22 protein-coding genes and 1 pseudogene are annotated in these 22675 nt (G+C 71.9%); 11 read left to right on the top strand and 12 right to left on the bottom strand.

Going from position 1 to position 22675, the window contains the following annotated elements; translation table 11 throughout:
• Nucleotides 1-746 (top strand): hypothetical protein (locus tag UW392_RS39725; RefSeq protein ID WP_320780118.1); only part of this gene is annotated, 746 nt, incomplete at its 5' end.
• Nucleotides 747-796: 50 nt separating this feature from the next.
• The gene (locus tag UW392_RS39720) at nt 797-1462 is read left to right on the top strand and encodes an HAD family hydrolase (protein ID WP_320780117.1); all 666 of its coding nucleotides are present in this window, start codon (nt 797-799) and stop codon (nt 1460-1462) included.
• Between the two features lie 37 nt (nt 1463-1499).
• Here the strand turns inward: UW392_RS39720 and UW392_RS39715 are convergent, their stop codons facing one another.
• The gene (locus UW392_RS39715; protein ID WP_320780116.1) at nt 1500-1760 is read right to left on the bottom strand and encodes a hypothetical protein; all 261 of its coding nucleotides are present in this window, start codon (nt 1758-1760) and stop codon (nt 1500-1502) included.
• A 194-nt stretch (nt 1761-1954) separates the two neighbouring features.
• On the opposite strand from UW392_RS39715, the gene UW392_RS39710 reads away from it, so the two are divergent.
• The gene (locus UW392_RS39710; RefSeq protein WP_320780115.1) at nt 1955-2338 is read left to right on the top strand and encodes a cold-shock protein; all 384 of its coding nucleotides are present in this window, start codon (nt 1955-1957) and stop codon (nt 2336-2338) included.
• Between the two features lie 25 nt (nt 2339-2363).
• On the opposite strand, the gene UW392_RS39705 is transcribed toward UW392_RS39710, so the two are convergent.
• The 4 genes from UW392_RS39705 to UW392_RS39690 form a co-directional block, all read right to left on the bottom strand.
• Complete coding sequence (locus UW392_RS39705; protein WP_414497043.1) at nt 2364-3278, bottom strand: 1,4-dihydroxy-6-naphthoate synthase; 915 nt, start codon at nt 3276-3278, stop codon at nt 2364-2366.
• Nucleotides 3262-4101 carry a futalosine hydrolase gene (locus tag UW392_RS39700; RefSeq protein WP_320780114.1) on the bottom strand — a complete coding sequence of 280 codons (840 nt, stop codon included), beginning with the start codon at nt 4099-4101 and terminating at the stop codon, nt 3262-3264. Before UW392_RS39700 ends, UW392_RS39705 begins: the two co-directional genes overlap by 17 nt.
• Nucleotides 4071-4544, bottom strand: coding sequence for a DUF2771 domain-containing protein (locus UW392_RS39695; RefSeq protein WP_320780113.1), 474 nt, complete (start codon nt 4542-4544; stop codon nt 4071-4073). The genes UW392_RS39700 and UW392_RS39695 overlap by 31 nt, the downstream gene beginning before the upstream one ends.
• 61 nt (nt 4545-4605) lie before the next feature.
• On the bottom strand, nt 4606-6042 hold the full coding sequence (locus UW392_RS39690; protein WP_320780112.1) for an MFS transporter: 1437 nt from the start codon (nt 6040-6042) through the stop codon (nt 4606-4608).
• Between the two features lie 604 nt (nt 6043-6646).
• Between UW392_RS39690 and UW392_RS39685 the strand changes: the two genes are divergently transcribed.
• The 6 genes from UW392_RS39685 to UW392_RS39660 all read left to right on the top strand — a co-directional run bounded on the left by UW392_RS39685 (nt 6647) and on the right by UW392_RS39660 (nt 14809).
• Complete coding sequence (locus UW392_RS39685; protein WP_320780111.1) at nt 6647-7573, top strand: DUF3027 domain-containing protein; 927 nt, start codon at nt 6647-6649, stop codon at nt 7571-7573.
• Between the two features lie 180 nt (nt 7574-7753).
• A complete protein-coding gene (locus UW392_RS39680) occupies nt 7754-10894 on the top strand; it encodes a sacsin N-terminal ATP-binding-like domain-containing protein (RefSeq protein WP_320780110.1) in 3141 nt (1046 codons plus the stop codon).
• A gap of 195 nt (nt 10895-11089) precedes the next feature.
• On the top strand, nt 11090-11857 hold the full coding sequence (locus tag UW392_RS39675; RefSeq protein WP_320780109.1) for a calcium-binding protein: 768 nt from the start codon (nt 11090-11092) through the stop codon (nt 11855-11857).
• Nucleotides 11858-12078: 221 nt separating this feature from the next.
• The gene (locus UW392_RS39670; RefSeq protein ID WP_320780108.1) at nt 12079-12840 is read left to right on the top strand and encodes a calcium-binding protein; all 762 of its coding nucleotides are present in this window, start codon (nt 12079-12081) and stop codon (nt 12838-12840) included.
• Nucleotides 12841-13000: 160 nt separating this feature from the next.
• Nucleotides 13001-13777 carry a calcium-binding protein gene (locus tag UW392_RS39665; RefSeq protein WP_320780107.1) on the top strand — a complete coding sequence of 259 codons (777 nt, stop codon included), beginning with the start codon at nt 13001-13003 and terminating at the stop codon, nt 13775-13777.
• Between the two features lie 165 nt (nt 13778-13942).
• Nucleotides 13943-14809 carry a DUF5707 domain-containing protein gene (locus UW392_RS39660; protein WP_320780106.1) on the top strand — a complete coding sequence of 289 codons (867 nt, stop codon included), beginning with the start codon at nt 13943-13945 and terminating at the stop codon, nt 14807-14809.
• A gap of 46 nt (nt 14810-14855) precedes the next feature.
• On the opposite strand, the gene UW392_RS39655 is transcribed toward UW392_RS39660, so the two are convergent.
• The 3 genes and pseudogenes from UW392_RS39655 to UW392_RS39645 form a co-directional block, all read right to left on the bottom strand.
• A complete protein-coding gene (locus tag UW392_RS39655; protein WP_320780105.1) occupies nt 14856-17276 on the bottom strand; it encodes an HAD-IC family P-type ATPase in 2421 nt (806 codons plus the stop codon).
• Nucleotides 17277-17442: 166 nt separating this feature from the next.
• A pseudogene (locus tag UW392_RS39650) lies at nt 17443-17796 on the bottom strand (transposase); the annotation flags it as partial.
• Between the two features lie 42 nt (nt 17797-17838).
• Nucleotides 17839-18711 carry an aldo/keto reductase family oxidoreductase gene (locus tag UW392_RS39645; RefSeq protein WP_320780104.1) on the bottom strand — a complete coding sequence of 291 codons (873 nt, stop codon included), beginning with the start codon at nt 18709-18711 and terminating at the stop codon, nt 17839-17841.
• Between the two features lie 141 nt (nt 18712-18852).
• Here UW392_RS39645 and UW392_RS39640 point away from each other — a divergent pair, with 141 nt between their 5' ends.
• Nucleotides 18853-19290, top strand: a complete 438-nt coding sequence (locus UW392_RS39640; protein ID WP_414497047.1) for a winged helix-turn-helix transcriptional regulator — start codon at nt 18853-18855, stop codon at nt 19288-19290.
• A gap of 126 nt (nt 19291-19416) precedes the next feature.
• On the opposite strand, the gene UW392_RS39635 is transcribed toward UW392_RS39640, so the two are convergent.
• From UW392_RS39635 to UW392_RS39625, 3 genes are all read right to left on the bottom strand, one after another.
• Nucleotides 19417-19710: a hypothetical protein gene (locus UW392_RS39635; protein WP_320780102.1), complete on the bottom strand. Its 294-nt coding sequence runs from the start codon at nt 19708-19710 to the stop codon at nt 19417-19419.
• Nucleotides 19711-20051: 341 nt separating this feature from the next.
• Complete coding sequence (locus tag UW392_RS39630; RefSeq protein WP_320780101.1) at nt 20052-20261, bottom strand: DUF397 domain-containing protein; 210 nt, start codon at nt 20259-20261, stop codon at nt 20052-20054.
• 8 nt (nt 20262-20269) lie between these two features.
• Nucleotides 20270-21121, bottom strand: a complete 852-nt coding sequence (locus UW392_RS39625) for a helix-turn-helix domain-containing protein (protein WP_320780100.1) — start codon at nt 21119-21121, stop codon at nt 20270-20272.
• Nucleotides 21122-21358: 237 nt separating this feature from the next.
• Here UW392_RS39625 and UW392_RS39620 point away from each other — a divergent pair, with 237 nt between their 5' ends.
• Complete coding sequence (locus UW392_RS39620; RefSeq protein WP_320780099.1) at nt 21359-21775, top strand: ATP-binding protein; 417 nt, start codon at nt 21359-21361, stop codon at nt 21773-21775.
• Between the two features lie 24 nt (nt 21776-21799).
• Here the strand turns inward: UW392_RS39620 and UW392_RS39615 are convergent, their stop codons facing one another.
• The gene (locus UW392_RS39615; RefSeq protein ID WP_320780098.1) at nt 21800-22675 is read right to left on the bottom strand and encodes an NADPH-dependent F420 reductase; all 876 of its coding nucleotides are present in this window, start codon (nt 22673-22675) and stop codon (nt 21800-21802) included.

The following is a 22675-nucleotide window of genomic DNA, read 5'->3' as shown; positions in this document are numbered from 1 at the left end:
CGGCGGCGCCCGCCCCCGCCGACGACGAGCCCGCGCCGCCCGGCCCGACCCGCCCGGCCCCTCCGGCCCGACCGGAGGGGAACGGGAACGGCACCGCGCCCACCGACTGGTGGCAGGCCGAGGACAGCCCCTGGGGCGACGGTGCCCGCGCCGGTGACCGCGACCGCGAGCTCGCGCTCGGCGATCTCGTCCCCGGGTTCGTCGGCGGCGTGGAGATCCCCGAACTCCTCAAGCCCTCGTTCCGGAAGACGGACGCGGCGGACGCGGCGGAGGGGAAGGCCGGCGGCCAGGGCACGCCGGGCGGTGCCGTTCCCCGGCAGAAGGGCGCGGCGGTCGCCGTGGAGGCGGCCGTTCCCGTGTCCGCCGCCAAGGGCAACCGCCTCCGCGTCCCCCGGCTGCGCCCGGAGAGCGGCTGGAACAACCCGCTGCTGCTCCTCGCGGCCGCCCTCCTCGTCGCGGGCGCCTTCATCGGCAGCCTGGTGCCCCTGATCCTCGGCTGGCTCATCGCCTACCTGTCGCGCCGCCTGTCCCCCAACGAGTCCAAGTGGGCCGTGTTCGGCGTGCCCGGGGCGGCCGCCGTCGCCGGGATCGTCTGGCTGTGGGGCCGTACGGACGGCCGGTGGGGCGATCCCATCGCCGAGGACCAGATGGGCGACGCGATCGCGGGCACCTGGCCCTGGGTGCTGCGCGGTGCGGCGGTCGCGTCCGCCGTGTACCTGGTGTGGCGGTCCCAGCGGGCCCACTAGCCACTCGGGCGGCCCGGTGGGCGGGCGCGGGACCGGTCACAATGGCCGATATGGCCTCCACGACCTCTTCCGCCCCCGCTGATGTCCCCGACGGTGTCCCCACCGGCGCCCCCACGGTCGGTTTCGACCTCGACATGACGCTGATCGACTCCCGCCCCGGCATCCACGCCAACTACCGGGCGCTGTCCGCGCGCACGGGCACGTACGTCGACGCCGACCTGGCCGTCACCCGGCTCGGCCCGCCGCTGGAGCAGGAGCTGGCGCACTGGTTCCCCGCGGAGCGGATCGCGGAGGTGGGCGCGCTCTACCGTGAGATGTACCCCACACACGCGATCGCCGCGACGCCCGCCCTGCCCGGCGCCCGCGAGGCGATCGCGGCCGTACGGGCGGCCGGCGGCCGGGCGGTCGTGGTCACCGCCAAGTACGAGCCCAACGCCCAGCTGCACCTGGCGCACCTCGGCATCGAGCCCGACGCGGTGATCGGCGACCTGTGGGCCGAACAGAAGGCCGAGGCGCTGATCGAGCACGGCGCGCACGTATACGTCGGCGACCACCTCGGCGACATACGCGGGGCGCGCGCGGCCGGCGCGCACTCCGTCGCCGTGGCCACCGGACCGTACGCCGCGGACGAACTGCGCGCGGCGGGCGCGGACACCGTCCTGCCGGACCTGACGGCGTTCCCGGCCTGGCTCGCGGAGTACCGCGCGACGGTCTGACGGGTCCGGCGCGGGCGGGCGCGGGGGCGTACCGGGGTCACTGCGGGGCGCGCGCCACCTCGCGGGCTCGGCGGCGTCCCGCCGCGATCGACTGGAACACCCCCGCTCCCGCCATCAGGAATCCGAGTCCCATGAACATGCTCAGCCCGAACATATAGGTGGGGAACGGGGTCGTTCCCAGGAACAGCGGGGCCACGGTGACCAGAGTGGCCACGGCGCCGACGAAGAAGACGACGGCACCGGCACGGATCAGCCGGTCACCCGCCTCGCTGGAATTCGGTTGGGTTTTGTCACGCACCCGACCAGGGTAGTTCCCAGCGCGAAGGAACAGCCGGGCGACGTCTTGTCACCGGCCCCCGGACCATTAGCCTTGGAACCGGCGGGTCCCGACGGCCCGCCGTAGTGCTATACAGAGCCGTTTCCGCCCGCGCGGAAGACGTCGTGCACCGCCTTCAGACGCAGTTTCCGACGAGTACGAGGACGAGGACAGACGTGCCTACCGGCAAGGTCAAGTGGTTCAACAGCGAGAAGGGCTTCGGCTTTCTCTCCCGTGACGACGGCGGTGACGTCTTCGTCCATTCCTCTGTCCTGCCCGCCGGAGTCGACTCCCTGAAGCCGGGCCAGCGCGTGGAGTTCGGTGTGGTCGCGGGCCAACGCGGCGACCAGGCGCTGTCGGTGACGATCCTGGACCCCACCCCCTCGGTGGCGGCCGCGCAGCGCCGCAAGCCCGACGAACTGGCCTCCATCGTCCAGGACCTGACCACGCTCCTGGAGAACATCACGCCGCTCCTGGAGCGGGGCCGCTACCCCGAGAAGGCCTCCGGCGCGAAGATCGCGGGCCTGCTGCGCGCGGTCGCCGACCAGTTGGACGTCTGACCAGGCCGGCCCACGTCCCGCGCGATCACGGGAAGTCGAGCGCCTGCGGGCCGAGGGGCGGTACCAGTCCCTCGGCCGCCGCACGGGTGAGCAGCCCGCGCACCGCCGCGTAGCCGTCCTCGCCGAGGTCCGCCGTGAACTCGTTGACGTACAGCCCGATGTGCTGGTCGGCGACGGCCGCGTCCATCTCCTGCGCGTGCGCGAGCACGTACGGGCGGGCGGCCTCGGGGTCGTCCCAGGCGGCCCGTACGGACGCGCGCGCTGAGTCGGCGAGCAGCTCCAGCCGCTCCGCGCCCAGCGACCGCTTGGCGATGATCGCGCCCAGCGGGATCGGCAGCCCGGTGGTGCGCTCCCAGTGCTCGCCCATGTCCGCGAGCTTGTGCAGCCCGTAGTTCTGGTACGTGAAACGCGCCTCGTGGATGACGAGACCGGCGTCGATCTTCCCGTCCCGTACGGCCGGCATGATCTCGTGGAAGGGCATGACCACGATCTCGCCCACCCCGCCGGGCACCACGTCCGCCGCCCACAGCCGGAACAGCAGGTAGGCGGTCGACTTCTCGCTCGGCACGGCGACCCTGCGGCCGGTGAGGTCGGCGCCCGGCTCCCTGGTCAGCACCAGCGGCCCGCAGCCCCGGCCCAGCGCGCCCCCGCAGGGCAGCAGCGCCCACTCGTCCAGGACGTACGGCAGCACCGCGTACGACACCTTCAGCACGTCGAACTCGCCGCGCTCGGCCATGCCGTTGGTGACGTCGATGTCCGCGAACGTCACGTCGAGCGCGGGCGCGCCCGGCACCCGGCCGTGCGCCCAGGCGTCGAAGACGAAGGTGTCGTTCGGGCAGGGCGAGTACGCGATCCGCAGCGGCTCGTCCCGCACGGTCTCGGCCTGCGGCTCGGTGCGCTCCGGCCGGTGCTGCGGCTGCGGTTCAGTCTGTTCGGTCATGTGAGGTCCAACTCTCCAGTACGGGCGTGAGCTTCCCGAAGGCGGCGGTGAGCGCGCCCAGGGCGTCCCCGATGCGCCAGGCGGCCCGGTCGCGGGGGCCGACGGGGTTCGAGACGGCCCGCAGCTCCAGCACGGGCGTGCCGTGCGCGGCGGCGGCCTCGGCGACACCGAAGCCCTCCATGCCCTCGGCGAGGGCGCGCGGATGGCGGGCGAGCAGCTCGGCGGCGCGCCCGGCGCTGCCGGTGACGGTCGACACGGTCAGTACGGCGCCGGTCCGGGCCCCCGTGGCCGCCGCGACCTCCCGTACGAGTGATTCCGGCGGCTCGTGGTGGACGACGCCGAAGCCCAGTTCGGTGACCGGCAGGAAGCCGCCCGGGGAGTCCGGGGCCTCGGCGCCCAGATCCGCGGCGGTGATCGCGTCGGCGACGACGAGGGAGCCGAGCGGCGCGTCCGGCTGGAAACCGCCGCCGATCCCGGCGGAGACGACCACGTCGTACGGCGTCCCGGCCAGCGCGGCGGCGGTCAGCGCGGCGGCGGTGGAGGCGGCGGCGCGGGCGGGACCCACACCGGCGGCGAGGAGGTCGTACCGGACGTACGGGAGGCCCTCAGGGGCGGGCCCCGTGCCCTGCCCGGACCGGTCGTCGTACCGGTACAGGGTGGCGGCGGGCAGGGGCACCTCGACGGCGGACAGCGGGAACGCCCGTGCCACCGCGTCGCGTTCGACGGCGACCGCGGTGGCCACGAGGATGCGTACGGCGGGCCCGGGGCCCGCGGCGGTGGGCGCGGACGTGGTCAGGCGTCCTTCCTGAGCTTGAAGGACCACAGTCCGGTGACCTTGTCCTCGCCCTCACGGACCGAGACGACCGTGGTGTCGCCCTGCGCGCCGTACTGGGCGTTGAAGAAGACGCTGCCCGGAACGGTGCGGTACGTCTTCGTGCTGGAGTCGGTCAGCGGCTGACCGTTCATCAGGATCGTCCAGCCCGCGTCCGCGATGTCCGGGTCCACGCCGAAGCGGACCGTCTCGTCCGGGTCCACGGTGATGGACTTCATGTCCTTGCCCTGGAGGCACTTCGACAGCTGCGCGGTGGCGACCGTCTTGCCGTGGCCGTAGCAGTCGGTCTCGGCGCTCACCGAGTCCGAACCGACCGTGATCGTGGACATCGGGGTCGGCTTGTCACAGGCCGACAGCGCGAGGAGACCGGCGGAGACGGCGCCGAGGGTGGCGACGGCGCGACGTCGGCGCGCTTCGGGACGCAGGAAGGTCATGGCCGAAGGTTATCGGGCAGGCCGGGGGCCGTGACCAGGTGGGTGAGCGGCGTGCCGCGGATCACGCCACCCGGGGGCGGGACGGGCCCCCGTGCCGGGCCGAGGAGAGCAGCCCGCGGACCGTCGTGAACCAGCCGACGGCGACGATCGCCGCGGCCACCGCCAGCCCGAGCACGCCGTTCAGCGGCAGCGCGATGCCTATGGCGCCGCCCAGCACCCAGGACATCTGCAGCAGCGTCTCCACACGGGCGAAGGCGGAGGTCCTGACGCGTTCGGGCACGTCCCGCTGGATCATCGCGTCCAGCGACAGCTTCGCGAGGGCCTGCGCGAAGCCGGCGACCGCCCCGAGGCAGGCCACCAGCACGGGCCCGAAGAGGACGGCGGCCGTGACCGCCACGCCCAGCTCCACCGCGACGACAGTCACGATGATCAGCTCGGGCGCCCGTGACCTCAGCCACGCCCCGACGGCTGTGCCCAGCGCGTTGCCCGCGCCCGCGGCCACGCCCACGATGCCGAGGGAGACCGCCGCGCTCTGCCCGGCGATCGGGTGCTCGCGCAGCAGGAACGCCAGGAAGAAGATCAGGAAGCCGGACAGGCAGCGCAGCGCGGCGTTGGCGGCGAGCCCGTGGGTGACCGCGGTGCCGACGGTGCGCAGGCCCGGGCGCTTCAGCGTCCCGCTGCGGTGCGGGCCGTGCAGGTGCCCGGCGTCGGCCGCGAGCAGCGCGGTGTCCTCGCCCTTCGCCGAGTCCACGCCGCGCGGCAGCGAGAAGGAGAGGAACGTCCCCGCGATGAAGATCACACAGGCGCCGTAGAGCGGCCAGCGCGGCCCTATCAGCTGCAGCCCGGCCCCGACGGGCGCGGCCGCACCGGTGGCGAGCAGCCCGCCCAGCGTCACCCGCGAGTTCGCCTTGACCAGGGAGAACCGGGGCGGCAGGAGGCGTGGCACCACGGCACTTCTGACCACCCCGTACGCCTTGGACGCGACCAGCACGCCCAGCGCGGCCGGATACAGCTCGATGCCGCCGCTGACCACCGCGACGGACAGCAGCAGCGCCAGCAGCGCCCGGGCCAGCATGGCCGTGGCCATGGCCGCCCGGCGGCCGTGCGGCACCCGGTCCAGGAGCGGGCCGATGACGGGGGCGAGCAGGGTGAAGGGCGCCATGGTGATGGCGAGGTAGAGCGCGACCCGGCCGCGGGCCTCGTCCGTGGGCACGGAGAAGAAGACGGTGGAGGCGAGGGCGACGGTGATCATCACGTCACCGGCGCCGTTGACGGCGTGCAGTTCGATCAGCTTGCCCAGCCCGGACTCGCCGGCGCCGTGCGCGTGCGTCACCCGGCGGATGCCGCGGGCCGTGCCGGTCACCGGGAAGTGCAGGGCACGGCCGACGGAGCGGACGGCGCCGCCCACCCGGCCCGGTCCGCCGCCTCGACTGCTTCCCTTGCCGCCCTCGGGACCACGGATCCCGGTGGCACTCTGGGTCGACCTCGCGGCTGCCACTCCGTCATAGTGCCCCGACTTCGGGGGGTGTAGTGCGCCCCCGCGCGGATGAAGGCCGTGAGCTGAGGCACGGGTGGGGCGGAACGGTGCCCGTGGGACCCGGGACGCGTCCGCGCGGGCGCCCTCGGAGACGCTTTCGGTCCGGGTACGCACGCGCGGAATTCTCCGTGCGTAGCCAAGTGTCTTTCCGCGCGTACCCGGGTATCCCTCCGTGCGTACCCGGGTGTCTCCTCCCGGTCCCCCCAGGCGTTCCCCCGCGGCGATTTCGCGCCACCGCGACACGGCGCCGCACACCCCGTCCGGCCGGTGTTCCGGCCCGTCGCGGGCGCGGCGGAAGTGCGGAAGCGTACGTCGGGGGTGGGCCCAGGGGCCGGGAGCAGGTAGCGTGCCTAGAACGACCCGGCGGTTGTTCTCGGCCGCGCGCCGCTCCGGCATCCCGCAGAATGGATGACGTAGGCGCGCCCGAGCGCGATCGGGCGCGGACGTCGACGCGGCCCACCCCCAGTGCCCTCCGCGGCCTGGGCGGTCCCTCAGCCGCTCCGTCCGCACCCCCGCTCCGCCCGGGGGCGCACTCGTGAGACGGCGTAGGAGAGAAGCGATACCTGTGAGCGCAGCGACAACGCGAAGCCGCACCCCCGACCGTCTGTGCGCGGAGGCCGTCGACCTCGCCCGCGCCGCCGCCGAGGAGGCCGCCGCGCCCGGTGTCGTCGGCGAGCATGCCGGGCTGGTCTCCGAGGGGGACCGCGTTGTCACGCACTTCTTCGAGTGCAAGGAACTCGGGTACAGAGGCTGGCGCTGGGCCGTGACCGTGGCCCGGGCCTCCCGCGCCAAGTACGTCACGCTCGACGAGGTCGTGCTGCTGCCCGGCCCCGACGCGCTGCTCGCCCCCGAGTGGGTGCCCTGGAGCGAGCGCCTGCGGCCCGGCGACCTCGGCCCGGGGGACCTGCTGCCCACCGACGCCGACGACCTCCGGCTGGAGCCCGGCTACTCCGGCGAGGACGAGCCGCCGCCGAACTCCGCCCTCTCCGAGGAGATGGCCGAGCTGGTGGGGACGGAGGACATCGAGGTCACCGACGGGCGGTCGACGCCGGTACCGGTCGCGCCCGCGCGCGGTTCCATCGCCGCCGTCGCGGACGAACTGGGCATGCGCCGCGCCCGCGTGCTGTCCCGCTACGGGCTGCACACCGCGGCGGACCGCTGGGAGGAGTCCTACGGCCCGAAGACCGCCATGGCCCAGGCGGCGCCCGCCGCGTGCGTCAGCTGCGGCTTCCTCGTACGGATCGGGGGCTCGCTGGGGCAGGCCTTCGGCGTGTGCACGAACGAGTTCGCGCCGGCGGACGGGCGGATGGTGTCGCTGGCGTACGGGTGCGGGGGGCACTCGGAGGCGGCGGTCATGCCGAAGCCGCCGCGGCCGGCCCCGCCGGTGATCGACGAGACGATGGTCGACCCGTTCCCGCTGCGGCCGGCGGCCGACTCCGGCTCGGTGCCGGTGGCTCAGGACGCGTCGGCGGCGGAGCTGGGGCACTCCTAGCCGGACCCTCCCCGGCGGCCCCCGCCTCGCGGGAACCACATCGCCGGCACCCCACCGCATGTGCGGGGCACCCGCACATGCGGTGGGGGCTGTGTGGGCGTCCCCGTGCGGGCGGCCTCCTGAAAGCGGTTGCCGGGGTGGGCGCGGTACCTTCATGGCCGACGACAGGGAAGGTGAACCGTGAGCGACTTCGTGCGGCCGGCGGCCGAGGGTGCGGACCCGTTCGGCACGGCCCGGCTGCGGCGCGGGGTGCTGGACGCCTGGGCCGCCGCCCCGGCCCGTTTCCGTGAGGACGCCAACGCCGAGGAGGACCTCGTCCTCGGCGGGTACCGGGACCGGCTCGTCGTCGAGCTCGCCCAGAACGCCGCCGACGCCGCCGCCCGCGCCGGGGTGCCCGGCCGGCTGCGGCTGACCCTCCGCGACGGCGTCCTCGCCGCCGCCAACACCGGTGCCCCCCTCGACGCGGCCGGCGTCGAGTCCCTGTCCACCCTGCGCGCCTCCGCCAAGCGGGACGCGGAGGCGGACGCGACCAGTGTCGGACGGTTCGGCGTCGGCTTCGCCGCCGTGCTCGCCGTGAGCGACGAGCCCGCCCTGGTCGGCCGGCACGGCGGGGTGCGCTGGTCCCTCGCCGAGGGCCGTGACCTGGCCGCGGACACCGCACTGCGCCACCCGGGGCTCGGCGACGAGCTCCGCCGCCGGGAAGGCCACGTACCGCTGCTGCGGCTGCCGTTCCCGGCGGAGGGCAGCGCCCCGGCGCCGTACGAGACCGTCGTCATCCTGCCGCTGCGGGACACCGCCGCCGAGGACCTCGCCGAGCGGCTGCTGCACGCCGTCGACGACGCCCTGCTCCTCGCCCTGCCGGGCCTGAAGGAGGTCGTCGTCGAGGTGGGGGACGGGGCGCGGACCCTGCGGCGGGTCGCCCGGGAGGGCGGGGTGACCGTCGAGGACACCCGTGACGGCGTCACCCACTGGCGTACGGCCGCCGCGCACGGCACGCTCGACGCGGCGCTGCTGGCCGGCCGGCCCGTCGAGGAGCGGCTGCGCCCGTACTGGTCCGTGACCTGGGCCGTGCCCGTGGACGCCGACGGCGCCCCGGCCCGGCCCCGTACCGCCCCCGTCGTGCACGCGCCCACCCCCAGCGACGAGCCCCTCGGCGTGCCCGCCCTGCTCATCGCGTCCTTCCCGCTCGACCCCACCCGCCGCCACGCCGCGCCCGGACCGCTCACGGACTTCCTGGTGGAGCGCGCGGCGGACGCCTACGCGGAACTGCTCGGCGACTGGCGGCCGGTGACCCCCGGCATCCTCGACCTCGTGCCCGGCCCGCTCGGCCGGGGCGAGCTGGACGGGGCGCTGCGGCAGGCGCTCCTCGAGCGGCTGCCGCGTACCGCCTTCCTGCCCACGGCCCTCGATCCGGCCGAGGACGAGGACCTCCCCGAGGCGCTCCGGCCGCGCGACGCCGAGATCGTGGAGGGGGCCGGCGCCGACACCGTACGGGTGCTCGCGGAGGTGCTGCCCAGCCTGCTGCCCGCCGGGCTCGAACGCCGTGTCGAACTGCGCACCCTGGGTGTCGCCCGGGTCCCGCTCACCGAGGCCGTGGACCGCCTCGCCGGCCTGGAGAAGGCGCCCGGCTGGTGGCGGCGGCTGTACGACAGCCTGGCCGGGGTGGACCCGGAGCGGCTGTCCGGGCTCCCGGTGCCGCTGGCCGACGGCCGGACGACCATCGGCCCCCGCCAGATCCTCCTCCCCACCGCCGCGTCCTCCGAGGGGGCCGCGCCCGGGTCCCTCGCCCGGCTCGGCCTCAAGGTCGCCCACCCGGACGCCGCCCACCCCCTGCTGGAGAAGCTCGGCGCCCTCCCCGCGACGCCGCGTGCCGTGCTGACCACGCCGCAGGTGCGGGCCGCGGTCGCCGCCTCGCTGGACGACGAGGGCGGCATCGGCGGCGCGCACTGGGACACCGACGACGGACTGGACGCCGAGGAGCTCGCGGACCTCGTCCTCGCGCTGGTCCGGGACGCCGGCCTGGACGCCGGCGACGAGCCCTGGCTCGGCGCCCTGGCCCTCCCCGACGAGGACGGCGAACTCGCGCCCGCGGGGGAACTCGTCCTCCCCGGCAGCCCCTTCGCCCAGGTCATGCGTGAGGGTGAACTCGCCGCCGTGGACGAGGAACTGGCCGCGCGCTGGGGCGAACAGCCCCTGGCCGCCTGCGGTGTCCTCGCCACGTTCGCCCTCGTCCGCGCCACCGACGTCGTCCTCGACCCGGACGAACTGGAGCCGCGGGAGGGAGATTTCGCCGAGCCCGACGACGCGGGCCTGCTGGACGCCGTGGACGTGTGGAGCGAGGACGTCCTGGACCGGCTGCCGGACACCCCCGTCCCGCCGGTCGCGACGGAACTCGTCGCCGTACGGGACCTGGACCTCGTCGACGACGACCGCTGGCCCGAGGCCCTGGCCCTCCTCTCCCGCCCGCCGCTGCGTGACGCGCTCACCCAGCCGGTGCGCCTCCTGCTGCCGGACGGCACGCACGAGATCGTCCGCCCGTACACGGCGTGGTGGCTGCGCGGGCACCCGGTGCTCGGCGGCCGCCGCCCCGCCGGACTGCGCGCCGCGGGCGGCGACCCGCTGCTGCGCGGCCTGTACGACGAGGCCGACGCCACCGGCTTCGACGACGAGCAGGTGCTGCGGGCGCTGGGCGTACGGACGAGCGTGGCCGCTCTGCTGGACGAGCCGGGCGGCGCCGCCGAACTGCTCGACCGCCTGGCCGACCCGGACCGTCCCGTGACGGCCCCGCAACTGCACGCGCTCTACGGTGCCCTGGCCGAGCTCGACCCCGAGCAGGTGACGCTGCCGGACGAGCTGCGGGCCGTACGGGACGGTGAGGTCGTGGTCGTGGACGCGGCGGACGCGATGGTCGTCGACTCGCCCGACCTGCTGCCCTTCACGGACGGGGTGCCGCTGCTGCCCGTACGGCCGGCGCGCGCCGCCGAGCTGGCGGAACTGTTCCAGGTGCGGCGGCTGAGCGAGTCCGTGACGGGCGAGGTGACCTCCGAGGGCGCCGAGCACGACGTGCCGGACCCGGTGCGCGTCCTGCTGGGCCCGTCGACCCCGGCCTGGTACGTCGAGCACGAGGATCTGACCGTGGACGGGGTGGAGCTGGACTGGCGCCGCACCCGTGACGGCGTGCTGCACGCGGCCACGCTGGAGGGCGTCGCGGCCGGGCTGGCCTGGGCGGCGGGGCAGTGGCCGCGCCGCTTCGAGGTGGCGGCGCTGCTGGAGGACCCGTCGCGGACGGCGGAACTGGCGCGGGACCGCTGGTTCGACTGAGCGCGGACGGAAGGCTGTTGGGCGGACGGGAGGTTGTGATCTCCGCGACACGCGCGGAGATCCTTCACCACTCGTACAACTATTCCCCCGGCTCGCGTATCTGATCACGCGAGCCGACAGGCTCACCGCAGCCAATCCGGGTACCGCGCGGCGCGCTTCGGCCGCCGCCGGTTCCCTCCAGAACGTGGGGAACGCATGCGTATTCGTGCCACCGTGGCCGCCGTCTCCGGCGCCCTGGCCCTGTCCGCCCTCGCCGTGCCGGTCGCGCAGGCCGATGGGGGCCACGGCGACACCAAGATCACCAAGGTGGTCGTCGACGGGGACAACAAGGTGCAGGTGTCCACCTCCGGTCTGAAGACCATCAAGATCAGCGTGACGGCGAGGGACAACGCGGGTATCGCGGGTGCCGACTCCTTCATCCTGAGCGGTCCCGACTTCGGCTTCTACATGACCGGCACGCCGAAGTGCACGAAGGTCAACGCCACCACGTCTACCTGCGCCGCCTCGGTCAAGATCGACCCGAAGGTCGACTACCTCAGCAACGCGAACGCCGGCACCTGGTACGTCGAAGCGTGGATCGACGCCGAGGACGGCGACTTCGTGTGGGAGGAGAAGGCCGGTTCCTTCAAGTTCCAGCGGGCCACGAAGCTCACGGTCAACGCCACCCCGGAGCCGGTGAAGAAGGGCAAGACCATCACCGTCACCGGCAACCTGACCCGCGCCAACTGGGAGACCCTCAAGTTCGGCGGCTACAGCTCGCAGTCCGTCAAGCTCCAGTTCAAGAAGAAGGGCACGTCCACCTACAAGGACGTGAAGACCGTCAAGGCGGGCACCGGGAAGTCCGCCGGCAAGCTGAAGACCACCGTCAAGGCCACCGTGGACGGCACCTACCGCTACTCCTTCGCGGGGAACTCGGCCGCCGCTGCGGTCAGCTCCGCCGGTGACGCCATCGACGTGAAGTAGGCCGTACCGGCCGGCGGAAGCCCCCGCAGGCTCACGCCCACGCGCACGCCGGGGAGCGGCGGCCGACCCACCTCCACGGGGGTTCCGAGGGCGGCCGTCGCCACCGCCGGACGGGCTGCGGGCCGTGCACATCTCGTTCAACTCACCCAAACGACCAGTCATGACCAGTACGACTGGTACCACCAGTGCAACCAGGGGGAACCTTGCGTATCCGAGCCACTGTGGCAGCCGTCTCCGGCGCCGTGGCCCTGTCCGCCCTCGCCGTGCCCACCGCGCACGCCGATGAGGCGTACGGCGACACCAAGATCTCGAACGTCGTCGTGAACGGCGGCAAGGCGGTCGTCTTCGGCCCGACCGCGAAGAAGGCCGTCAAGGTCACCTTCACGGCCACGGACAACCGGGGCATCAACTTCGCCATGGCGCTGCCGTACCGCGGCTCGAACATCGAGAAGGCCACGGGCGCCCTCCTGCCGGACCGGGCGGACGGCTATGCCAAGTGCACCAAGGTCAACAGCACGACGTCGAACTGCGTGGCCACCTTCACGGTCAAGCCCGACGAGGAGCTCCTCAGCTCCTGGGCCGGCAACTGGAAGGTCTGGGGCGTCGCCTCGGCCAAGGACGGCGACTACGTGGAGAAGGACAACATCAGGACCTTCAAGCTCCTGCGGCAGGCGCAGCTCACGGTCAACGCCACCCCCGAGCCGGTGAAGAAGGGCAAGACCCTCACCGTCACCGGCAAGCTCACCCGGGCCAACTGGGACACGGGCAAGTACGCCGGGCACACGCAGCAGTCCGTGAAGCTGCAGTTCAAGAAGAAGGGCACGTCCGCCTACAAGACCGTCAAGACGGTCAAGTCGGGGACGGGCGGCGCGCTGAAGACCACCGTCAAGGCCTCCGTGGACGGCACCTACCGCTACTCCTTCGCGGGCACGTCCACCTCCCCGGCGATCAACTCCGCCGGTGACGCCATCGACGTGAAGTAGGCCGTACCGGCCGACGGAAGCCCTCGCAGGGCTCACGCCCACGCGCACGCCGGGAAGCGGCGGCCGACCCACCTCCACGAAAGTTCCGAGGGCGGCCGCCGCCACCATCTCGTCCATTTCATCCGTAGCACCAGTACAACCAGTACAACCAGGGGGAACCTTGCGTATTCGTGCCACCGTGGCCGCCGTCTCCGGCGCCCTGGCCCTGTCCGCCCTCGCCGTGCCGGTCGCTCACGCCGACGACTCGTACGGTGACACCAGGATGTCGAACGTCGTCGTGAACGGCGGGGCGGCGGTCGTCCTCGGCCCCACCGCCAAGAAGACCATCAAGGTCACCTTCACCGCCACGGACAACTCCGGCATCTACGCGGCCCACGTGGCCCTGTACCGGGGCTCGCTCGACAAGCCCTCGGGTCATCTCCTCCCCGACGCGGCGCAGGGCCTGGCCAAGTGCACCAAGGTCACCGGCACCAAGTCGACCTGCGTGGCCGACTTCACGCTCCAGCCGGGCTTCGAACCCGAGAACTCCCAGGCCGGCACCTGGAAGACGTACGGGCTCGCCGGGGCCGTGGACGACGACTTCGTGGAGAAGGACAACCTCCGGACCTTCAAGATCCTGCGGGACACGAACCTCACGACCGACGCCACCCCCGAGCCGGTGAAGAAGGGCAAGACCCTCACCGTCACCGGCAAGCTCACCCGGGCCAACTGGGACAGGTCCGTGTACGAGGGCTACACCGGCCAGTCCGTGAAACTGCAGTTCAAGAAGAAGGGGTCGTCCGCCTACAAGACCCTCAAGACGGTCAAGTCGGGCACCGGCGGCGCGGTGAAGACCACCGTCAAGGCCTCCGTGGACGGCACCTACCGCTACATCTTCTCGGGCAGCGCCAATGCCGGGTCGGTCAGCGCCAAGGGTGACGTCATCGACGTCAAGTAGGGCCCGCACTCTCTGTTCACCTCCCGTCCATCTCTTCCGCCCAACCATTCACTCCCGTGGCGAATCCGATCATGTGAGTCAACAGACTCCACGTGATCTGGTCCCGCGCCGACGCCGACCCTCGGGGAACGGCCGACGCCGGGACCACTTCCCACAGGGGGAACCTTGCGTACTCGAGCCACCGTGGCCGCCGTCACCGGCGCCCTGGCCCTGTCCGCCTTCGCCGTACCCGCCGCGCACGCCGACGCGCCCGTCGGGCCGGACCTGGACAAGCCGACCGCCGCCGAGCGCTTCGGCACCTCTCCCGCGGAGACCGAGCGGTCCAGCCGGATCGCCGCCCAGGCCGCGCCCGTCGTGTCCGACGTGACCGTCAACGGCGGCAGGAACCTCGTCTTCGGCACGACGACCGTCAGAACCTTCACGGTGTCGCTGACCGCCAGCCACCCGTCCGGCATCCTCGACGCGTACATCGACCTGTGGCACGGCACGGACGTCGACGCGGGCCTCGACGGTCTCATGCAGCCGAACGAGGATGCCGCCGACTGCACGCCGGTCGACGCCACCACGTCGACCTGCACCCTGACCGTCACCGCCCAGCCGGGCTTCGAGCTGTACAAGAACGCCCTGTCCGGCACCTGGCACGTCTCGGCCGCCGCGCTGTCCAACGACGGCACCATGTACTGGAACGACTTCCACAAGACCCACAAGCTCCTCCGGATGGCCAAGCTCACCGCCGACGCCACCCCGGAGCCGGTGAAGAAGGGCGGCACCCTCACGATCGACGGCAAGCTCACCCGGGCCAACTGGCAGTCCTTCAAGTACGACGGTTACGCCGACCAGTCCGTGAAGGTGCAGTTCCGCGCCGACGGCGCGGCCGACTTCCCCAACCTCAAGGGCATCTACTCGAAGGCGGACGGCACCGCGAGGACCACCGTCACCGCTACCACCAGCGGCGACTACCGCTTCAGCTTCACGGGCGCCGCGAACACGGCGGCGGTCTCCAGCACCGTCGACCACGTCGCCGTGCAGTAACCGACGGCGTGCCCGCGTGAGCGGTCCCGGCGGGCGGCTCGGCCGCTCACGCGGGGAAGCGGCGGTCGACCCACCTCCACAGGAGTTCCAGGGCGGCCGCCGCCACCGCCGCGATGCCCACCGCCGTCCACGGCATCGTCGTCCCCACCAGCCTCAGCGCGAAGAAGTCCTGCAGCCAGGGCACGGCCAGTACCAGCAGGAAGGCCAGCCCCATCGCCGCCACCAGGCACAGCCGCCACCAGGTGTACGGCCGGGCGATGATCGCCAGGACCCACATGGAGATCAGGAAGAGCGTCAGCGTCGCGGCGCTCGTCTCCGCGTCCAGGGCGCCCGGACCCGTGTAGTGCGCGCGGGCGATCAGGTACGTCGCGAAGGTCGCCAGTCCCGCCACCACGCCGCCCGGGATCGAGTACCGCATGACCCGCCGGACGAAGTGCGGCTGCGCGCGTTCCTTGTTGGGCGCGAGGGCGAGGAAGAAGGCGGGGACGCCGATCGTCAGGGTGGAGAGCAGGGTCAGGTGGCGCGGCAGGAACGGGTACTCGACCTGCGAGAGCACCACCAGGACCGCCAGCAGCACCGAGTACACCGTCTTCACCAGGAAGAGCGTCGCGACCCGGGTGATGTTGCCGATGACCCGCCGGCCCTCCGCCACCACCGACGGCAGGGTCGCGAAGCTGTTGTTCAGCAGCACGATCTGGGCGACCGCCCGGGTGGCCTCCGAGCCCGAGCCCATGCTCACGCCGATGTCCGCGTCCTTGAGGGCCAGGACGTCGTTCACGCCGTCGCCCGTCATCGCGACCGTACGGCCGTGCGACTGGAGCGCGCCCACCATGTCCCGCTTCTGCTGCGGGGTGACCCGCCCGAACACCGTGCCCGCCTCGATGGCCTTCGCCATCCGCTCACGGTCGTCGGGCAGCCGGCGGGCGTCCACCGCCTCACCCTCCAGGCCCAGCTTCGCCGCGACCGCGCCCACCGAGACGGCGTTGTCCCCGGACATCACCTTGGCCTGGACGTTCTGCTCGGCGAAGTAGCGCAGGGTGTCGGCGGCGTCCGGGCGCAGCCGCTGCTCCAGGACGACCAGGGCGGTGGGCCGGGTGTCGCGGGTGACGTCGGGGTCGTCCAGGGCCCGGTCCCCGCCGGTGCGGGCGAGCAGCAGGACACGCAGCCCCTGCTCGTTCAGCCGTTCGGTTTCGGCGAGGGCGGGGTGCCTGTCGTCCAGCAGGACGTCAGGGGCGCCCAGCAGCCACGTACCGGACTCGCCGTCCCCCTCGCTCAGCGTGGCGCCGCTGTACTTGCGGGCCGAGGAGAACGGCAGCGACTCGGTGCAGCGCCAGTCGTCGCTGTCCGGGAAGGCGTCGATGATCGCCTTGAGGGAGGCGTTGGGGCGCGGGTCGGCCTCGCCCAGCGCACCCAGCACCGTACGCACGTACGACTCGTCGGCTCGGGTCCGGGCTCCGGCCTCGCCGAGCAGTCGCAGCTCGGTGACGACCATGCCGCCCTCGGTGAGGGTGCCCGTCTTGTCGAGGCAGACGACGTCGACGCGGGCCAGCCCCTCGATGGCGGGCAGCTCCTGGACGAGGCACTGCTTGCGCCCCAGCCGGATCACCCCGATCGCGAAGGCGACGGAGGTCAGCAGGACGAGCCCCTCCGGGACCATCGGCACGATGCCGCCGACCGTCCGGGCGACGGAGTCCCCGAGGGCGTTGTCCTTCACCACCATCTGGCTGATGATCAGACCGATCGCGGTCGGCACCATCATCCAGGTCACGTACTTCAGGATCGTGCTGATCCCGGAGCGCAACTCGGAGTGGACCAGCGTGAAGCGGGACGCCTCCTCGGCGAGCTGCGCCGCGTACGCCTCGCGCCCCACTTTCGTCGCGGTGAACGCGCCCCCGCCCGCCACCACGAAACTGCCGGACATGACCGGGTCGCCCGGCCGCTTGACGACGGGGTCGGCCTCCCCGGTGAGCAGCGACTCGTCGATCTCCAGCCCGTCGGCCTCGGCGACCTCGCCGTCCACGACGATCTTGTCCCCGGGCCCCGTCTCGATCAGATCACCGAGCACGATCTCCGAGGTGCTCACCGGCGCCGCGACCCCGTCCCTGCGCACGGTCGGCCGGGCCTCCCCGATCACCGCGAGCGAGTCGAGCGTCTTCTTGGCCCGCCACTCCTGGATGATCCCGATGCCGGTGTTGGCGAGGATCACGAAACCGAACAGGCTGTCCTGGATCGGCGCGACCGCCAGCATGATCACCCAGAGCACGCCGATGATCGCGTTGAACCGGGTGAAGACGTTCGCGCGCACGATGTCGGAGAGCGAGCGGCTGCTGCGCACGGGGACGTCGTTCACCTCGCCGCGGGCGGCCCGCTCGGCGACCTCGGTGGCGGTCAGGCCGGTCGCGCGTCCGGCCTCGGTCGCCAGCCCGGACTCGGGCCCGGGATCAGCGCCCGCGTCGGTATGAGTCATGCATTCGACGGTACGTGCGAATGCGGGCCCGCACCCGGCGAGTGGCCGATGACCCGACCTGGGGAGGACGGGGGTGGTGCTGCGGTCGTACGGGAGTGGTGCCGGGGTGGTGTGCCCGGCCGCGTGAGGACGACGGGAGTGCGCGCGCACGACGGAAACGGGCTCTTCACAATCCAGGGTGTAGTCGTGGCCTGAAGCCGCCGGATGCCAGCAGGGATCTGGCGATGTAGTTGGTGAGGTCGCGGAATCCGGAAGCGGAGCCGCGGAGGTGTTCGAGCCGTCCGTTGATGGCCTCGGTCGGTCCGTTGGACGTGCCCGGGCGTTCGAAGTAGGCCAGGACGTCGGTGGCTCGCTTCTTCAGTGTCCGGCCGAGCGTAATGATCTCGCTCAACGCGCTCGGGACGCCCTGGCTGACCGACTGGATCAACTTCACCATCAGCTCACGGCCCTTCCTCCGATCGGGTTCGCGGTAGGCGGCGATCATCCGCTGGTAGACCTCCCACGTGGCCGCGAAGGTGACCGGGGCCGGTCGTGGCTTGTGAGGCGGTCAGCTCTGGGGCATTCAGCGGCTGATGTCGTCCAGCTCGGTCAAGTCCTCATGAGAGAGGGAGAGCCCCGCGCCGGCGATGTTCTGGCGCAGGTGCGCCGTCGATGACGTGCCGGGGATGAGCAGGATGTTCGGTGATCGCTGCAGCAGCCAGGCCAGTGCGACGGACATCTGTGTCGCCTCCAGCCGAGCGGCGACCGCCGAGAGCGCCGAGGACTGAAGCGGGGTGAAGCCCCCGAGGGGGAAGAAGGGCACGTACGCCACGCCGTCGGTGGCGAGCCGGTCGATGAGCTTGTCGTCGTGGCGGTGGGCGAGGTTGTACATGTTCTGCACGCACACGATCGGCGCGATGCTCTGCGCCTCGGTGACCTGCTCCTCGGTGGCGTTGCTGATCCCGAGGTGGCGGATCAGGCCCTGCTGCTGGAGTTCGACGAGCGTCTCGAACGCCTCGGCGACCGAGCCGGGCTGGGGACCTTCGGCGTTGCCGAGTCGGAGGTTGACCAGGTCGAGTACGTCGAGGCGGAGGGACTTGAGGTTGTCGTGGACCTGGCGGCGCAGATCTTCGGGTCGGCGGGCTGTAGGCCAACCGCCCTGTTCGTCGCGGGTCGCGCCCACCTTGGTCACGATGTGCAGCAACTCGGGATAGGGGTGCAGTGCCTCGCGGATCAACTCGTTGGTGACGCGCGGCCCGTAGGCGTCGCTGGTGTCGATGTGTGTGATACCGAGGGCGACCGCTTCACGCAGCACGGCCAGGGCACCCTCGCGATCGACGGGCGGCCCCATGACCCACGGGCCGGCCAGTTGCATGGCGCCGTAGCCGAACCGGGTGACGCTCAGGTCACCCAGAGTCCAGGTGCCGCCGGGAAGAGAGAAGGAGGGTGTGCTCATCTTGTTGCCTTTCGTCGTGCACTTGGGGGGTGGCGCCTGCTGCCTCCCTGCATCAGCATTGGAGAGAAACTTCCTGTCGGGAAGTAGGCACTTGGGAGTGCGTAACCCACCCATTGGTGAGAGGTGCGATCAGTGACGACGATGAAGGCGGCCCAGAAGAGGGCCCAGGCCAAGGTGGAGTACAACGCGTTCCTGGCAGGGTGCCCCAGCCGGCAACTGCTCGACCGAATCTCGGACAAGTGGGTCGTCCTGATCCTGTGTGCGCTGGGCGGCGACAACAGCCCTGGCCAGCCCGGTGCAGCACACGCAGACGCTCCGAAGGCGATGCGTTACTCCGAGATCTCTCGTCTTCTGGCCGGGGTCAGCCAGAAGATGCTGACCCAGACGCTACGGTCGCTGGAGCACGATGGTCTGCTCACCCGTACCGTGACGCCAACCGTCCCTGTCACCGTCTCCTACGAGCTGACCGACCTCGGCCTCTCGCTCCACCACATGACCCGCGGGCTCAGAGACTGGGCGCAGACACACATGGCCGAGGTCCTCGCAAACCGCGAGAACTACGACGCTCGCACCCCCTGACGACTCACATCCAACCGTCCAACAGCTCTACATTCTCGGCCTACATCCTCAACTGCGAAGAGCCCGGAAACGACGCCCGCCGCCCGGCTGTGCCCCTCACCCCTTCCGCGCCCCCCGAGCGCTCGCTCAGGCGGCCCGTTCCCAGTCCTGGCCCTGCACCAGGTCCTCGTCGGCCGCCAGGCGGAGGGCGGCGGCCTTCTCGCGGGCCCGCAGGACGGCCCAGGCGACCGCGGAGACGCAGGTGAGGTACCAGGGGAGGGGCCACAGGACGGGCCACGCGTGGAAGCCGGGCGCGAGGACGATGTCGACGGCGGCGGTGGTCATGCCGCCGGCCAGACTCCAGCACAGCGCGCGGCCGGCGTACTGGACGCCGCGGTGTCCGGGCGGGGTTTCGGGCCGGGCTCTGTCCGGATCGTTCATCGCAGGAGGGTCTCCGGGGAAGGGGCGACTGCCGCGGCCATGGGGGCATGGATGGCCTGGTCACCGGTCGGCGGACGCTGAAAGTGTGCACGCCGTGACGGTGCGGTGCGCGGGAGGCGCGGCGGGCGGTTCACCTTTGAGGCAAGTTCACACCTCAGGGCTGCGGTGTGATCGCGGTGCTATGGCAAATGGCGATGGAGTGGAATATCCGGCGCCAGTTCATTCCTGTATGCCCTTGTTTGCGGTAGCGAGGGGCGCAGCAGGGATGCGGCCGATTCTGGCTCGCGGGTGATCGGACTCCGGGGAAGACCTGGCCGGCCGTCGTGCTGAGTGCCCGGCCGTTACGCAGGAGGACGCTCGTTGTCAAGTTTGCCCATCTTTATCCCGTGAAGGAGAGCTGCGACGGGAACGGGACCTGTCGTGAGGGAGACGGCGGGTGTATCGCTTTCGCGAAGGCGGAGGGTGGTCGACGTGGCGACGACTTCGACGCAGTCATTGCCGTCGTCGGGGCCGGAGAACGACGACTTCTGCCAGTTTCCGAGGGTGACCATCGGGTGCCTCACAGCTCTCTCGCCAGCCTGTGGATGAAGTCGCGCGAGGGTGCGGGCGCGAGCGACACGTTCTCCACCTTACGGAAGCGCGTGCGAAAGGCGTTGAGCTGAGCCTCGGAGTCGATGAAGGCCGAACCGTGGGGTACGTCGCGTACGACCGTGTCCAGCCTTGGTACGGAACCGCCGACGTAAGTCATCGTGCTGCCGGCTCTGGCGAAGTCGTCCAGTTCAAGGGGGATGACACGCACGGTGATGTGATCGGCTTCCGAAAGGTGCAGGAGTCGGCCGAGTTGCGCCCGCGCGGCGCCACGGTCGCCGACTTTGATCCGCAACGCTGCCTCGTGAATCACCGCTTCGTACGGGATGGGAGCGGAGCCCTCGATGATCACTCTCCGCGCGAGGCGGTGACGTACACGCAACTCCAATTCATGCGGCGTGAGTTCTGGGACTCTGGAAGAAAAAACGGCTCGGGAGTAATCCTCGGTCTGCAACAGACCCGGTACGTACAGGATTGCCACATCGCGCCGGAACGAGGCGTGGTGGTCCAACTCGGACAGGTCCAGGAACGCTGTGGGCAGCAGGCCCTTGTACTCCTCCCACCAGCCGCGTGTCCGATCGGCGGCCAGCACCGCCAGGGCGTCGATGAACGCGCCGTCCGTACACGCGTAATGGGACGCGAGGCGGCGCAGCCGCTCCTCGCTCACTCCCGACAGGCCGGACTCGATGTGGCTGATCTGAACGGGACTTACGCCCAGCAACGCTGCGGCCTGGCGGGCGCTGAGCCCTGCCGCGTCGCGCAGTCTGCGGAGTTCGACGGCCAGGCGCATCTGGCGTGCGGTGGGCTCACGCCTCGTCGTCATCGGCCGCCCCTCGGTCCAACAGCTCCGTCATTGCCGCTCTTTCGGGCGTCAGGTTACTCGACCGGGTTGCTAGACCGAAAGATTAACCCCTACGGTCAGTGATGCGACGCACACGCTGCGGAACACCGGGACCCCGGAAGCGCACCACTCCGTCCTGCCACGACGGTTGCGGCAATGCCACCGCCCGAGAACCTCCGCGCACTCCACTCCACCCCACCGCCCGGAACGGAGTTCCGCATGCCCGAGAACGACCGCGAGCCCTGGGAGTACTGGCTCCACATCCCCCACGATCCGCGCGCCGTCACCGTCAGCCGCCGTACCCTCCGCCTGATCCTGACCCTGCACGGCCTGCCCCACCTCGCCGACACCGCCGAACTGCTCGCGGCCGAACTGGTCTCCAACGCCGTACGGCATACGAAGGGGCCCGCCGCCCTGCGGGTGCGCTGGAAGGACGGGGTGCTGCGGATCGGGGCGTGGGACGCCAGTCCCGAACCACCGGACCCTCCCTGCCCCGTGGGCCGGGTCACCGACGAGCGGGAGGAGGGTCGCGGCCTCGACCTCGTCCGCGCCTGCGCCGACCTGTGGGGATGGCAGCCGCTGGCCAGGAACGGGAGTTGCGGGAAATACGTGTGGTGCGACCTCGCCACCGCGTGAGCGGACTGCCCGGCGGACGGCGTCTCAGGGCATCGCGCGGTCAGCGGTGAGCACGCGGGGAGTCTCGTCGAGCAGGGTGCGGAGGCGGTGTGCGGGCAGCGGCTCACCGGAGTCCTCAAAGTGGACGGCCATCGGGGAGCGGCCGGCCCGGAGTGCCTCGGCGACCTTGGCCACGCCGGACCTGTAGGCGTCGGGGTCGGCGAAGTACGGAACCGCCGACGCGAGTGTCTCCGGCTCGAACCGCCAGCTCTCCGTCAGGGGGCCGACGTCGACCGTGTCGTAGCCGAGGCGGCTGATCAGTCCGGCAGCGGATGCCTTGGCTTGGAGGCTGTTGCCGGCGATGGGGAGGGCGGTGCGCTCGTCGGAACCCTCGGGCCGGGCCAGCGGGAGGATGTGCTGGTCGCTGAGGTTGGCGAACGCTTTGACGGTGTTCGCCCCGGGCAGGTGCTCCTGAACCCACTCGGCCGTGGTGAGCTTCCCCGAGTCGAGCGCCTCGATGTAGCCGTCGCGCCATGACGGGTAATAGTTGGTGGTGTCCAGCACGGTCCTGCCGGCCAGCGCGTCGGCCGGAAGCCGCCGGAGGGCCGTGAGCGGGACGCTGACCACCACCCAGTCACCCGCTTCGGCCGCTTCCGCGGGCGTCGCGGCCCGGGCGCGCTCGCCGAGTCCGGCGACCGTCCGGGCCAGGCTCCCGGGCCCGCGCGAGTTGGACAGCACGACATCGATACCCGCCGCGAGTGCGAGCCGGGCGATCTTCGCGCCGATGTTGCCGCTGCCGATGAAGCCGAGTGTTGCCATCGAGCATCCCTCTCCTGCGTCTCCTGCGTCTCCTGCGAACGAGATCGTCGGCCCGGGGCCGTCGTTCGCTACGCTAAAACCTGACGTCGACGTCAGGTGCAA

It is taken from the genome of Streptomyces sp. CRN 30 (assembly GCF_034105845.1).
The sequence above is the reverse complement of the archived record's forward strand: the minus strand, read 5'-3'. Positions and strand labels throughout refer to the sequence as shown.